Raw genomic sequence first — 13,704 nt, forward strand, 5'->3', positions numbered from 1 at the left:
TTCCCTTCGGTCTTGCGTTTCCGACTCTATCAGACCGTTTCCGTATCCGATTTCCTCGGTGCTTTCCAGGTTCCCGCTTTCGCGTTTCCCTTTCCAGCGGTGCTGACTCTAGCAGATCCTTTCGGGCCTGACTCCCAGTCAACTGGGGTTGTCTTTCCGGCTGTTGGGCCGTTCCGACGTCTCAAACGTTAGCGGATCCTCTTGGCAGTTCCTAATCGGACCTGCCGCACCCAAATCGAATGGAATTCGGGCACGCCGAATTCGACCCCGTTGGGAGATCACGCTAGTGGTTTGGTGTGCCGCTTGTGCGGCGGAGGTGCTACCGCAGAACCGTTACGGCTCCGTGGCAACTCGAAGAACCTTACGGATCTGCGAGGGGAGTGTCAAGTCTCCCCCGGGCGTCCATCCGGCAAACCAGCGGGGCAGCGTCAGTCCGGCCCCAACTCAGGCCTCAGTCAAGGTCGGTGAGTCGGCCGCCGGCGTCCGGCTGGGCGTGCTCCACCCGGCGGAGGAGGCGGGTCAGTGCCTCCCCCAGAACGCCGCGTTCCTCCGTGGAGAGGTCCTGGAGCAGGTCCTCCTCGAAGACGGTGGCCAGGCGCATGGCCTCCAGCCACTTCTCGCGGCCCAGGGTGGTGAGCTCGACGATCACGCGTACGCGGTTGGACTCGTCGCGAGCCCGGGTGACCAGGCCCTCGGTCACCATGCGGTCGATCCGGTGGGTCATCGCGGCCGGGGTGAGGCCCAGGCGCTTGGCGAGGTCGCTCGGGCCCATGCGGTAGGGGCCGCCGGAGAGGACGAGGGCCTTGAGGACCTCCCACTCGGCGTTACTGATGCCGAGGGTGGCGGTCTGGCGGCCGTAGGCGACGCTCATCCGGCGGTTCAGGCGGCCGAGGGCCGAGACGATCTTCTCGACCTGGGGGTCGAGGTCCTGGAACTCGCGCTGGTACGCGGCGATCTGCTCTTCAAGTGTCGGCTCGCTGACGGGGGTGTCGCCCATGGCCGCAGTATGGCACGCCCTCGCTTGGCGTTGAAGTCCTTCGAGATGTACTGTTTAGCTTCTAAGTTTAGCTTCGAAGCCTTCACCTCTAACTCCTGAGGCACGCGTAAGGCTTCCCCTATCAAGGCAGGTGAAAGTGACCAGGGCGATGGGCGCGGAGATGCGCCGGATCCATGTGGGCAACGCACTCAGCGCGTTCGGGCTCGGCTTTACCGTCCCGTACCTGTACGTCTATGTGGCGCAGGTGCGGGATCTCGGTGCGGTGACGGCGAGTCTCGTACTCACCGTCTTCGCCGTGGCCGCGCTCGTAGTGCTGCCGTTCGCCGGGCGGGCCATCGTCCGGCGGGGCCCGCTGCCGGTGCTGCTCACCGCCCTGGTCACCGCCGCCGTCGGTGCGCTGAGCCTGGGGCTCGCGAGCGGTTCGACGACCGTGCTCCTGGCCGCGGCCGCGCTCGGTGCCGGGCAGGCCGTGATGCAGCCGGCGCTCGCGACGATGATCGTGGACTTTTCGTCGGCCGAGACGCGGTCGCGGGCCTTTGCCACTCAGTTCTTTCTGCAGAACCTGGGGCTCGGTGTCGGTGGGCTGATCGGCGGGCATCTCGTCGACGCCTCGCGGGCGAGCTCGTTCACGCTGCTGTTCGCGATCGAGGCGGCGATGTTCCTGCTGCTCGTCGGGGTCATGGCGACCGTGCGGGTGCCGCGCGCGCCGAAGATCGAGGGGGCTGCCCCGCGGGCCGGGGGCGGCAGCTGGAAGCAGTTGCTCGGCAACCGGGCCATGGTGCAGCTGTGTGTGCTGGGCTTTGTGCTGTTCTTCGCCTGCTACGGGCAGTTCGAGTCGGGGCTGAGCGCGTACGGCGTCGAGGCGGCGGGGATTTCCACGTCCGCGCTCGGTACGGCGCTCGCCGCGAACACGGCGGTGATCGTGATCGCGCAGTTCGCCGTGCTGCGGTTCGTCGAGCGGCGCAGGCGGTCGCGGGTAATCGCCGCGGTGGGGCTGATCTGGGCCGTCGCGTGGGTCACCGCGGGGTACGCGGGGCTCGGGCACGGCAGTCAGGCCATGGCGACGGCCGCGTTCGTCTCGACGTACGCGCTGTTCGGGCTGGGTGAGGCAATGCTGGCGCCGACCGTGGCGCCGTTGGTCGCCGATCTGGCGCCGAGCGGGATGGCGGGGCAGTACAACTCGGCCTTCGCCCTGGTGAAGCAGTTGGCGCTGGCGGTCGGTCCGGCGGTGGGCGGGCCAATGGGGGCCTCGCTGCATGCTCCGTACATCGTGACGTTCCTGCTGTTCTCGCTGGGCATCACGTTCCTGGCGGTGCGGCTCGGGCGGCAGCTGACTCCCGTACAGAATCAGCCGTCGCTTGCGAAGAGCCGGGTCGTGGTGCGGGGTGGGGCTCCGGCGGAGCCGGTTCCCGCCGAGGCCTGAGGGTCGTACGGGAGAGAAGTCACGGGAGAGATGTACGACGGCCGTCACCACGGGATACGTGGTGGCGGCCGTCTTGTTTGTCGGTGGGCGGGGTTCAGCGGACCGCTGTCACCAGGGTGGAGGTGAACGGGATGGTTGCCGTGCCGTCGGGGTTGGTGTGGTCGGCGAGGGTCGTGGCGATCGTGGCTGCCGCTTGGGCGAGGCGTTCCGGGCCGCCGGTGTCCTCGATGGCCTGGCCCCAGGGGACGGAGGAGAGGTGGCCGGGGGCGAAGTCGGCGAGTGGGGGGAGGGTGATGCCGAAGGTGACGTCGTGGCTGACGATCTCGTGGAAGCCCGCGTCGGTGAGGGCGGCCGTGAGGCGTTCGGCGGGGCAGGAGAAGGCCATGGCGAAGGGCTCCAGGGCCGGTGGGCCGCCGTACTCGGTGAGGGCCCGGTGATGGGCGGTGAAGTACGGGGAGCGGTCCCAGGCGGCCCAGGCGGTGGCGGCGAACCGGCCGCCGGCGCGCAGGACCCTGGACGCCTCGACGAGGGCCGCGCCCAGGTCGGGGAAGAACTGGACGCCCTGCTGGCAGACGACCGCGTCGAACGTGTCGTCCGCGTAGGGGAGACGGTCTGCGGGGGCTACGGTGAACTCGATGTCCGGGTACATGCGGGGTGCGTGGGCGGCGGCCACCTTGAGCATGGCCTCGCTGAAGTCGGTGGCCGTGACGTGGCCGGTGGGGCCGACCCGGGCGGCCGCCGCGCGGGCCACGAAGCCGGTACCGGCCGCCAGATCGAGGACCTGGTGCCCGGGGCACAGGTCCACGGCGTCCAGCACCGCCTCGACGAACGGCGCCATGATGGGCGCGCTGTACTCCTCGTAGCGCTCGGGAGCGCTGCCTTTGAGCTGAAAGCCCGTTTCGTCTGCCTTGGGTGAGCTAGCCATGAGTGAGCTACTAGCACCGCGGGCGGAAGACGACCAGATGGCGCGCGGCCCGGTCGTCAGGTGCTGCGCGGAAGTGCGAACTCGCACCACACCGCCTTGCCGCCGCCCGGGGTGCGGCGCGATCCCCAGTTCGAGGCGATGGTGGCGACGATCGCGATGCCGCGGCCGGACTCGTCGGCGGGTTCGGCGCGGCGGCGGCGCGGGAGGTGGTCGTCGCCGTCGGTGACCTCGACGATCAGGCGGCGGTCGGTGCGGCGGAGCCTGAGACGCATGGGCGGGGTGCCGTGCTGGAGGGAGTTGGCGACGAGTTCGCTGGCGGCCAGGACGCCGAGGTCGTGCAGGTCGGGCGGGAAGCGCCAGCTGGTGAGGACGCCGGAGGCGAAGGCACGCGCGCGTGGGGCCGCTTCTACGCCGCCGAGCAGCTCCAGGGCGGCGTTGCGGAAGAGTTCGCTGTCGGGGCCCTTGCGGGCGGGGTGCTGGAGGACGAGGACGGCCACGTCGTCGTCGTGTTCGGCCGTCACGCCCATCGAGCGGACCAGGCGGTCGCAGACGACCTGGGGCGTGCCCGTGGCGCCCGCGAGGGCGCGCTCCAGGGACTCGATGCCCTCGTCCAGGTCGGCGTCCCGGCGTTCGACCAGGCCGTCGGTGTAGAGCACGGCCGTGGAGCCGGGGCCGAGGGGCACCGAGCCGGAGGAGTGCATCCAGCCGCCGGTGCCGAGCGGGGGCCCGGTGGGCTCGTCGGCGCGCAGGACCGTGCCGCTCTCGTCCCGTACGAGGATCGGGAGGTGGCCGGCGGAGGCGTAGACCAGGCGGCCCTCGTTCGGGTCGTGGACCGCGTACACGCAGGTGGCGATCTGGTTGGCGTCGATCTCCATGGCGAGGCCGTCCAGGAGTTGGAGGACCTCGTGCGGGGGCAGGTCGAGGCGGGCGTAGGCCCGGACGGCGGTGCGGAGTTGGCCCATGACGGCCGCCGCGCGGACGCCGCGGCCCATGACGTCGCCGATGACGAGGGCGGTGCGGCCGCCGCCGAGGGTGATCACGTCGTACCAGTCGCCGCCGACCGCGGCCTCGGTGCCTCCGGGGTGGTAGGTGGCGGCGACGCGCAGGTCGTCGGGTTCCTCCAGCTCCTGGGGCAGCAGGGAGCGCTGGAGGGTGACCGCGGTCTCGCGCTGCTGGCGCTCGCTGGCGCGCAGCCGCTCGGCGGCCTCGGCGTGGTCGGTGACGTCGGCGGCGAAGATCAGTACGCCACCCCCTTCGGGGATGGCCGAGCCATCGACGGGGTCGGGGATGGGTGTGCACGTGAAGGTGTAGGAGCGGCCGCCGGGGACCTTGCGGGACTTGACGGTACGCGGCTTGGAGCTGCGCAGGACCTGGTCGAGGAGCGGCAGGAGGCCGACCTCGTCCAGTTCGGGCAGCGCGTCGCGCGCGGGCTCGCCGACGGGGCGGGCTCCGAAGGCCGTCACGTAGGCGTCGTTCACGTACGCCAGGCGGTGCTCCGGGCCGTGGACGAGGGCGACGAGGGCCGGGATGCGGTCGAGGACCTCGCGGACCGGCAGCTCGTCGACCGCGGGCGCGGGAGCGGACCCGTCGGTCAGCCGCTCGGCGCGTGCCGCGGGCACGGAGCTCTCCGGGGGCAGCGCCGTCGGGGAACCGTCGGTCCGCGCTGCGGCGCGGCGCTGCGTTCCGGGGAGCCGGGCGCTCCAGCGCGTGAAGTTCACTGTGGGACAGGCCTCGTGTTTTTGAAGGGCGAGCGGTCGGCCGCCCATGGTCGTGGACCAGTGTGTCCGACGGGACCGACATCCGTCAGACGCCGGTCCCGCCGGTGGAGTTCCTGGGTCCGGTCAGGACGACCCCTTCGGGTCCTGGGGAGGCTTTCCACCGGCCGCGAGTTCGAACTCCGCACGGGGATGTTCGAGCGAGCCGAGGGAGACGATCTCCCTCTTGAAGAGCCCGGAAAGGGTCCATTCGGCGAGCACACGGGCCTTGCGGTTGAAGGTCGGCACCCTGCTCAGGTGGTACGTGCGGTGCATGAACCAGGCAGGGTAGCCCTTTACCTTGCGTCCGTAGAGGAACGCGACGCCTTTGTGCAGTCCCAGGGAGGCGACCGAGCCGACGTATTTGTGGGAGTACGTGTCCAGGGGCTCGCCGCGCAGGGAGTGGGCGATGTTGTCGGCGAGGACCTTGGCCTGGCGCACGGCATGCTGGGCGTTGGGGGCCGTCTCCGTGCCGGGCTTCTGGGCGGTCACGTCGGGTACTGCCGCCGCGTCTCCCGCGGCCCACGCGTGCGTGACGCCGTCCACGGTCAGCTCGGCGGTGCACTTCAGGCGACCGCGTTCGTTCAGGGGCAGGTCGGTGGCCGCGAGGATGGGGTGCGGTTTCACTCCGGCGGTCCACACGACCGTCCGGGTCGGGAAGCGTGCGCCGTCACTGAGGACGGCGACCCGGTCGGCGCAGGAGTCGAGGCGGGTCTCCAGGCGTACGTCGATGTTGCGGCGGCGCAGCTGGGTGACGGTGTACTTGCCCATCTCCTCGCCGACCTCGGGGAGGATCCGGTTCGAGGCCTCGACGAGGATCCACTTCATGTCCTCGGCCTTGACGTTGTGGTAGTAGCGCGCGGCGTAGCGGGCCATGTCCTCCAGCTCGCCGAGCGCCTCCACTCCGGCGTAACCGCCGCCTACGAAGACGAAGGTCAGTGCGGCGTCGCGGATCGCGGGGTCGCGGGTGGAGGAGGCGATGTCCATCTGCTCGATGACGTGGTTGCGCAGGCCGATGGCCTCCTCGACGGTCTTGAAGCCGATGCCGAACTCGGCGAGCCCGGGGATCGGCAGGGTGCGCGAGACGGAGCCGGGGGCGAGGACGAGTTCGTCGTACGAGAGCTGTTCCGGTTCGGTGCCCTCCTCCTCGGTGGCGAGGGTGGCGAGGGTGGCCACGCGCTTGGCGTGGTCGATCGACCTGGCCTCGCCGATGACGACCCGGCACTGGTCGAGGACGCGTCGCAGGGGTACGACGACATGGCGGGGTGAGATGGAGCCGGCGGCCGCCTCCGGCAGGAACGGCTGATAGGTCATATATGGGTCTGGCGTGACCACGACGATTTCGACGTCGCCCCGCTTGAGCTCGGGTTTCAGCTTCCGCTGGAGTCCCAGGGCGGTGTACATCCCGACGTAGCCGCCGCCGACAACGAGAATGCGCGCACGTTCCTTCACTCACCTATGACGCAACGGCGACCGGAGTTTGTCCACAGGCCCGACAATTTGTGTGACCGGTCGCCCGAGACGTACAGAGGCGGCCGTTTTGCCGGAGTGCGGGGAAGGTTCGCAGGTCAGCGGGTGTGAGCGGGGTGGCAGTAGGGGGCGCAACCGGGACGTAACCGCCCCGTACTCCGATCGGGGGGCGCTCTGTGCGGAACCTGCCCCTTCTGAATTGACCCTCACTCAACTATGTTCGTGTGTCATCGGGGTGTAGGGGGAAGCGCTCGACGGGCCCGTACGACAGGGTCGTACGGCGCAGGCTGTTCCGCTCGCTCCGGCTGTCAATGACGGGGAGAGTCTCCGGGGGGAGACGTCATTACCGGGGGAACGCGTATGCACATTCAGGAGTCTCATTGGTCTTCCGCGTCTGCCATCACATCGGGCGGCGTGGTCGGCGCGGCGGCGGGGAACGGACGTGGCGCGGGAGACGCGTCGCGCTCGACGCCGTTGCGCGTGGACGCACAGCGCAATCTGGAACATGTCCTGCGCGCGGCACGTGAGGTCTTCGGCGAGCTGGGGTACGGCGCGCCGATGGAGGACGTGGCGCGGCGCGCGCGGGTGGGTGTCGGCACGGTGTACCGGCGCTTCCCGAGCAAGGACGTGCTGGTACGGCGGATCGCCGAGGAGGAGACCTCCCGGCTGACCGATCAGGCGCGCTCGGCGCTCGGCCAGGAGGACGAGCCGTGGTCGGCGCTCTCGCGCTTCCTGCGGACGTCGGTGGCCTCGGGCGCGGGGCGGCTGCTGCCGCCGCAGGTGCTGCGGGTCGGCGTCGGTGACGAGGGCGCCGAGGGCACGGTCCTCGACGAGGCGCGCGTACCGCAGCAGCGGTCCCAGCCGGCCGCTCCGGAGCTGCGGCTCGTGGAGCAGCGGCCGGTGTCCGTCCAGGAGACGGTGGCGGCCGACGACGACACCGGGGCGGCCCAGCTGCTCGAGGTCGTGGGCCGGCTCGTCGAGCGGGCGCGCGCGGCGGGCGAGTTGCGTACGGACGTGACGGTGGCGGACGTGCTGCTGGTGATAGCCACGGCGGCGCCCTCGCTGCCGGATGCCGCTCAGCAGGCGGCGGCGTCGGCGCGGTTGCTAGACATCCTGCTGGAGGGGCTTCGGTCCCGTCCGGTGTGAGACGCCCGGCGCGGGTGCTCCGGCACCCGCGCACGGGTGTTTCCGGGAGCTTGGCGGGTGTGTCCGCCGCCGCGGGGCGCCGGAAGGCCGTTGAGCCTTCCCCGTAGGGGTGAACGTTAGCGCTCCGGTGCGGCAAATCCCCACGGACGAGTGGTTGTCCGTTCCTCCGGGTAACGGCGGCGGGTCCCTGTGTCACTCTTTCCCGGTGTTCGGGTCCGAGGGTGCAGGCGGGGGCTTTCCGCGATGAGTGTTGACGGGCGGGACGAGTCACTCGGTGACGGTGGTTCGGAGGCCGGCGGGCTGCCGTCGCGGCAGGTGCCGAGCCAGGGAGGGGCCTCGAAGGGCGCCCCTGAGGGCACCCCGGAAGGCAGCGTTCCACCGCAGCGCGAGCGGCGCGCCGACAGCGTGCTGCCACCTCCGATCGAGTTGCCCCCGGCGGACGCCGAGCTGATCGAGCGGATGCGCTCGGGCGACGACACGGCGTACGAGGAGTTGTTCCGGCGCCACGCGGACGCCGTGCGCCGGTACGCGCGCACCTGCTGCCGGGACGCCCACACCGCGGACGACCTCACGGCCGAGGTCTTCGCCCGCATGCTCCAGGCCGTACGGGGCGGCAGTGGCCCCGAGTACGCCGTACGCGCCTATCTGCTGACCAGCGTCCGGCGCGTCGCGGCCCACTGGACGAAGTCGGCGCGGCGGGAGCACCTGGTCGACGACTTCGCCGTGTTCGCGGCGCAGGCCGCGCGGAGCCCCGAGGTCTCCGACGACGACACTCTTGACCTGGGCGCGGACGTGCGGGCGATGCACGAGGCCGAGCAGTCGATGGCCATGCAGGCGTTCCGGTCGCTGCCGGAGCGCTGGCAGGCCGTGCTGTGGCACACCGAGGTCGAGGACGAGTCGCCGAGCGATGTCGCCACGCTCTTCGGGCTGGACGCGAACGGCACGCGCGTGCTCGCCAGTCGAGCCCGCGAGGGCCTCAAGCAGGCGTATCTCCAGGCCCATGTGAGCGTCACGCTCACCACCGACGAGGAGTGCGCGCGCTACGCCGACCGGCTCGGCGCCTACGCGCGCGGCGGACTGCGCACCCGGGCCGAGCGCGGGCTGCGCAAGCACCTGGAGGAGTGCGCCAAGTGCCGGCTCGCCGCCGGTCAGATCAAGGAAGTCGCCGGCGGGATTCCGGCGGTCGTGCCGATCGCGGTCATCGGTTGGTTCGGGGCCGCCGGGTACGCGAAGGCGGTCGCGCTCATCGCCGGCGGCACCGGTGTGGGCGCGGCCGGGGCCACCGGAGCCGCCTCGGCCGCGGGCGGCAGCTCGGGGGGCGCGGGTGCCGGTGGCGGGGCCGCCGCCGAAGGGCTCGGGGCGCCCGCGAAGGCCGGTATCGCGACGGGTGTCGTCGCGGCGGCCGCGGCCGCCGTGGTGGCGTACGCGCTGATGAACAACGACCAGGCCAAGAAGCCCGAAGCCGAGCCGCCGCCGCCCGCGTCCGTCGTCGAACCGCGGGTTCCCTCGCCCTCCCCGAAGCCGCCGAAGCGGGAGCCGGCGCCGCAGCCGGCGGTACTGGCACCCGCGCCGTCGCCGACTCCGACGCCGAGTCCCACGCCCACCCCCACGCCGAAGCCCACCCCGACCCCTGAGCCGAGTCCCACACCGAAGCCCACGCCCACGCCCACACCCACACCGCCCCCGAAGCCCCCGCCTCCTCCCCCGCCGCCCCCGGCGGACTACCAGTGGAACGAGCTGGAGTACGGCATCACCGGCGACGGCACCCAGCCCGAGATGCGGCTCGGTGAGAGCAGCTGGGTCTGGCAGCGGTACGGCATGTCGATCGGCGGCAAGCGGTACGCGAACGGCGTCACCGTGCACGGCACGTCCTCGGTCACCATCGATCTCAACCGCACGTGTTCCTCGTACGACGCGGTGGTCGGGGTCGACGACATGACGATGGGGCTCGGTCAGGTGCGGTTCTCCGTGTTCGCGGACGGGGCCCGGATGTGGCGGTCGGAGTTGATTCAGGGCGGTCACCCGGCGGTTCCCGTACATGTGGATCTGACCGGCAGGAAAACGATCCGCCTGGTCGTCGAACCGCACTCCCCCTTCGACTCGGTGGCGTTGGCCGACTGGGCCGAGTCGCGGTTCCGGTGCCGGTGACGCGCACGTCGTGATCGGCGGTGTCAGTGATGGGCGGCGGCCTCGGTGAGTTCGCGTAGGACGTCGTCCGAGGTGAACTTCGTGCCGGTGGACCGCTCGGCGTCGTAGCGCCGACGGCCCAGGCCGGCCAGGGCCGTGGCCTCCAGGTGCTCCAGTCGCCGGCAGTCCGGCGAAGGGCGGGGATCCACGGGGGCGGGCGCGCGGTCGCCGAGCCAGCGGGAGGCGGCGGCGAGGAGGCGGACCACGCGCGCGTGGTCGCCGGTTTCGGCCAGGACCCCCGCCGCACGGTCGGCCAGTTCCGCGAGGACCGTCTCCGCGCACCGGTCCGCCACGGCCTCGCGCAACGCGTCGGCCAGCTTGCGCAGTCCCGGGCCTGGACCCGACTCGGCGGCCGTGACGACCGCGTCGATACCGTTCAGCGCGGCGATGAACTGCCGTGGTGGCGTGCCGCGGTCCGTCTCCACTCGGGCCGCCTCGCACAGCTCGCGTGCCCGGACGAAGTCCCGTTCGTCGAGGGCCATCTGGGAGCGCATGAGGAGGATGAACGCCCGGGAGTCCGTCACCGCATAGCGATCGGCCGCCGCGCTCGCCTCGTCCAGGGCGGCGAGGGCGGTGGCTCGGTCACCCCTGCGGTAGGCGACCTCGCCGAGGCGGGCGATGAGGAACGGCGTCTCCACGTGTGCCCCCACCTCGTAGGCGAGCCGCAGTGCCTCCTCGTACTCCCCCTTCGCCTCGTCGAAGCGGCTGCGGGCCATGGCCGCCTCGCCGCGGGCGCTGGCCACCTGGGCGCGCATCCAGCGGTCGCCCGCGCGCCGGGCGATGATCCGCAGTTCCGCGAGGTCCTTGTCGACTCCCTCCAGACCGCCGGGGGTGTCGACGGCCGTGTGCGTACGGAACAGCAGGGCCGTGCCGACCTCCCAGTCGCCGCCGTACGCCCGGCAGTTGGCCAGGGTGGCGTCCAGGTCGGGCCGGATGTCGTCCGTGCTGCCGAGCATGAACGCGGTCAGCGGCCAGACGATGCCCGGGAAGGTCGCCGCGTCCGGGCCGCCCGCCGACAGCTCTTCCCGTAGCCGGGCGACGTACTCCGTCGTCCGGTCGTCGCTCAGCGGGTCCAGGCCGAGCTCCACCATCAGGAAGAGGTGCAGCAGGCGCAGTCTCATACGCGTCCGGTGCGACGGGTGGGCCTTCTCGGCTTCGGGGTCGGCGAGGTAGGCCGCTACGGGGTCGACGGTGTCGAGGTGGGGCAGCCCCTGTGCGGTGCACCCCTCACAGATCGGCACGGTCGACGTCAGCATGTCGGCGGGCTCGGAGCACTCGGCGGAAAGCCTGTCGAGTGCCGCGCCGAGGCGCAGGGTCTGGTCCGCCCAGGAGGCGCCTTCGCGGCGGAAGTTGCGCAGCCACCAGAACCAGCCCATGGCGAGGACGAGGGCACCGGCTTCCGGCTCGTCGGCGGCGAGGAGGCTGCGGTGGAGGGCGGCACGGATGTTGTCCATGTCGGTCTCCAGGCGGTGGATCCACGGGAGTTGGCCGGCGGACCGCAGGAGGGGATCGGCCTCCTCGACGAATGCGCGGGCCCACGCGCGGTGTCTGCGCTCGGCCGCTGCACGCAGCTCGGGAGTCTCGGCGGCGCGCTCCGCGGCGTACTCGTGGATGGTCTCCAGCATGCGGTAGCGCATGCCGCTGACCCCCCGTCGGCAAGGCTCCGCGACGACCAGGGACTTGTCGACGAGCGCCCCGACGATCTCGGTCGCGGGCTCCGTGCACACGGCTTCCGCGGCCTCCAGGCTCCAGCCGCCCGCGAAGACGGAGACCTCGCGCAGGACGGTCCGCTCGCGCTCGTCGAGCAGGTCCCAGGACCAGTCGACGACGGCGCGCAGGGTCTGCTGGCGGGGCAGCACCGTGCGGCTTCCGGAGGTGAGGAGGCGGAAGCGGTCGTCGAGGCGGTCGGCGATCTGGCGCGGGGTGAGCAGCCGCAGGCGGGCGGCGGCCAGCTCGATGGCCAGGGGCAGGCCGTCGAGGCGGCGGCAGATCTCGTCGACGGCACCGGGGTCGTCGGTGAGGTCGGCGTCGGGGCGGGCGGCCGCGGCCCGCTCCGTGAAGAGGCGGTGCGCCGGATCGGGGAGCAGGGGCTCGACCGGGCGCACGGACTCGCCGGGGACGCCCAGGGGTTCACGGCTGGTCGCGAGGATCGTGAGCCCGGGGCAGTGGGTCAGGAGGGTCTCGGCGAGTTCGGCCGCGGCGTCGATGACATGTTCGCAGTTGTCAAGAATCAGGAGCTGGCTGCGCGGGGCGCAGTACTCGATGAGCAGGGCGACCGGGTCGTTCTGCTGCACCACCATCTCGTGGGTCATCAGCACGGTCTCGCGCAGACCGAGGGCGCTGACGACCGCGCCTACCACCGCCTCCGGCCGGTCGAGCGGGGCGAGCTCGGCCAGCCACGCCTGCGGAAGTCCGGCGGCGGCTTCCTCGGCGAGACGGGTCTTTCCGGATCCGCCCGGTCCGGTGAGGGTGACGAGGCGGGCCCTGTGCAATTCGGAACGGATAGCGTCGAGTTCGGGTTCCCGGCCCACGAAGGAATTCAGGCGGGGGCGGATGTTGCCGGTTCGCTCCGCTTCTGGCGGGGTGGGGTCGGCGGTGTACGGGTTCGAGGGTGGGGGTGGGGTCGGGGTGGGCGCGGGGGCCGGTTCGGGTGGCGGGGCGGGTGAGAGGGCCGGCGAGGGGGCTGGTGAGGGGGTCAGCAACTCCGCGTGCAGGGTTCGTAGTTCCGGGCCGGGGTCCGTGCCCAGGCCTTCGGCCAGGGCTCGGCGGGCCGTCTCGTACGCGGTCAGAGCATCCGCGTGCCGGCCCGTGTCGCGCAGGGCCCGGATGAGGAGGGCGTGCAGGGGCTCGTCGTACGGGTGGGTCTCGGTGAGTTCCCTCAGTTCCGGTACGGCGTCGTGGGCGTGGCCGTTGCGCAGGTCGGCCTCCACGCGCGCGCGGGTGGCCTCCTGGTGGAGGGACTCCGGGCGGGTCGCCGCCGTCGTCCGGTCCGGGAGGTCGGCCAGGGCGGGGCCCCGCCACAGGGACAGGGCCTCGCGCAGGGTGCGGGCCGCGGTGGCGGGGGTGTCGGTCAGGGCCGCGCGGCCCTCGCGGACCAGGCGCTCGAAGACGAACAGGTCGACGTCCTCGGGGTCGGCGTTGAGGCGGTAGCCGCCTGTCTCCGAGGTGATCGCGTTCTTGCCGAGGGATCGGCGGAGGCGGCCGATGAGGGCTTGGAGGGCGGCGGGGGCGTTGTGCGGGGGGTTTTCCGACCAGATTTCCGTGATGAGGGTGGTTGGGGTGGTCGTGCGGTTCGGTCTGAGGGCCAGTGCCGTCAGGAGGGCGCGGAGTCGGGGGCCTCCCAGGGGTACGTCGTCGCCCTGGTCGTCCGTTGCCTGGGTGATGCCCAGGATTCTGTACCGCACTGGGCCATTCTCACCGGTGGGGTGGTTGGGGGCAGGGGTTTTCGCCCCCGCCGCCCCTACCCGTCCCATCCTTCTGGGGCTCCGCCCCAGGCCCCGTGGGGTGCTTCGTCGGGTGCGGGTTCGTTGTGGCTGGTCGCGCAGTTCCCCGCGCCCCTGGAGGGCGGGCTGCGCCCTGCCCTCCAGCCCGCTCGCGCACCCCCAGCTCGCCCGCGCACCCAGCAGTCCGCGCACCCCAGCCCGCCCAGGCACCCCCATCCCGCCCGCACCTCTCAGCCCAGCCCAAGCCCCTGCAGCCCGTCCGGCCGCGCTGGAGGAGACGCATCGGGAGGTCGAGCGGCTGAGTGGGGAGTACCGGTTCTTCCACTGGCACTTGGAGTTTCCGGATGTCTTCAACGTGC

At 71.8% G+C, this 13,704-nt stretch carries 8 protein-coding genes; 3 read left to right on the forward strand and 5 right to left on the reverse strand.

What is annotated here, in order from left to right:
• Positions 1-451: 451 nt before the first annotated feature.
• A complete protein-coding gene (locus AB0I18_RS49105; RefSeq protein WP_363112361.1) occupies positions 452-997 on the reverse strand; it encodes a MarR family transcriptional regulator in 546 nt (181 codons plus the stop codon).
• A gap of 148 nt (positions 998-1,145) precedes the next feature.
• On the opposite strand from AB0I18_RS49105, the gene AB0I18_RS49110 reads away from it, so the two are divergent.
• Positions 1,146-2,420 carry an MFS transporter gene (locus AB0I18_RS49110; RefSeq protein WP_363112368.1) on the forward strand — a complete coding sequence of 425 codons (1,275 nt, stop codon included), beginning with the start codon at positions 1,146-1,148 and terminating at the stop codon, positions 2,418-2,420.
• Positions 2,421-2,514: 94 nt separating this feature from the next.
• On the opposite strand, the gene AB0I18_RS49115 is transcribed toward AB0I18_RS49110, so the two are convergent.
• The 3 genes from AB0I18_RS49115 to AB0I18_RS49125 all read right to left on the reverse strand — a co-directional run bounded on the left by AB0I18_RS49115 (position 2,515) and on the right by AB0I18_RS49125 (position 6,551).
• Positions 2,515-3,345 carry a methyltransferase domain-containing protein gene (locus tag AB0I18_RS49115; protein ID WP_363112362.1) on the reverse strand — a complete coding sequence of 277 codons (831 nt, stop codon included), beginning with the start codon at positions 3,343-3,345 and terminating at the stop codon, positions 2,515-2,517.
• 56 nt (positions 3,346-3,401) lie between these two features.
• Complete coding sequence (locus AB0I18_RS49120; RefSeq protein ID WP_363112363.1) at positions 3,402-5,063, reverse strand: SpoIIE family protein phosphatase; 1,662 nt, start codon at positions 5,061-5,063, stop codon at positions 3,402-3,404.
• A gap of 123 nt (positions 5,064-5,186) precedes the next feature.
• A complete protein-coding gene (locus AB0I18_RS49125; protein WP_363112364.1) occupies positions 5,187-6,551 on the reverse strand; it encodes an NAD(P)/FAD-dependent oxidoreductase in 1,365 nt (454 codons plus the stop codon).
• A 378-nt stretch (positions 6,552-6,929) separates the two neighbouring features.
• On the opposite strand from AB0I18_RS49125, the gene AB0I18_RS49130 reads away from it, so the two are divergent.
• Positions 6,930-7,715 (forward strand): helix-turn-helix domain-containing protein, encoded by a 786-nt coding sequence (locus tag AB0I18_RS49130; protein ID WP_363112365.1) that lies wholly within the window; start codon positions 6,930-6,932, stop codon positions 7,713-7,715.
• Between the two features lie 243 nt (positions 7,716-7,958).
• Entirely contained in the window at positions 7,959-9,863 is a 1,905-nt protein-coding gene (locus tag AB0I18_RS49135) for a sigma-70 family RNA polymerase sigma factor (RefSeq protein ID WP_363112366.1), read from the forward strand.
• A gap of 23 nt (positions 9,864-9,886) precedes the next feature.
• On the opposite strand, the gene AB0I18_RS49140 is transcribed toward AB0I18_RS49135, so the two are convergent.
• Positions 9,887-13,306 carry a BTAD domain-containing putative transcriptional regulator gene (locus tag AB0I18_RS49140; RefSeq protein ID WP_363112367.1) on the reverse strand — a complete coding sequence of 1,140 codons (3,420 nt, stop codon included), beginning with the start codon at positions 13,304-13,306 and terminating at the stop codon, positions 9,887-9,889.
• Positions 13,307-13,704: the final 398 nt, after the last annotated feature.

Source organism: Streptomyces sp. NPDC050704 (assembly GCF_040654355.1).
Taxonomy (GTDB): domain Bacteria; phylum Actinomycetota; class Actinomycetes; order Streptomycetales; family Streptomycetaceae; genus Streptomyces.

Bases quoted from the DNA above. Each gene is read 5' to 3' on its own strand.
- AB0I18_RS49105 (WP_363112361.1), bottom strand. From the start codon at position 997: ATGGGCGACACCCCCGTCAGCGAGCCGACACTTGAAGAGCAGATCGCC.
- AB0I18_RS49110 (WP_363112368.1), top strand. From the start codon at position 1,146: ATGGGCGCGGAGATGCGCCGGATCCATGTGGGCAACGCACTCAGCGCG.
- AB0I18_RS49115 (WP_363112362.1), bottom strand. From the start codon at position 3,345: ATGGCTAGCTCACCCAAGGCAGACGAAACGGGCTTTCAGCTCAAAGGC.
- AB0I18_RS49130 (WP_363112365.1), top strand. From the start codon at position 6,930: ATGCACATTCAGGAGTCTCATTGGTCTTCCGCGTCTGCCATCACATCG.
- AB0I18_RS49135 (WP_363112366.1), top strand. From the start codon at position 7,959: ATGAGTGTTGACGGGCGGGACGAGTCACTCGGTGACGGTGGTTCGGAG.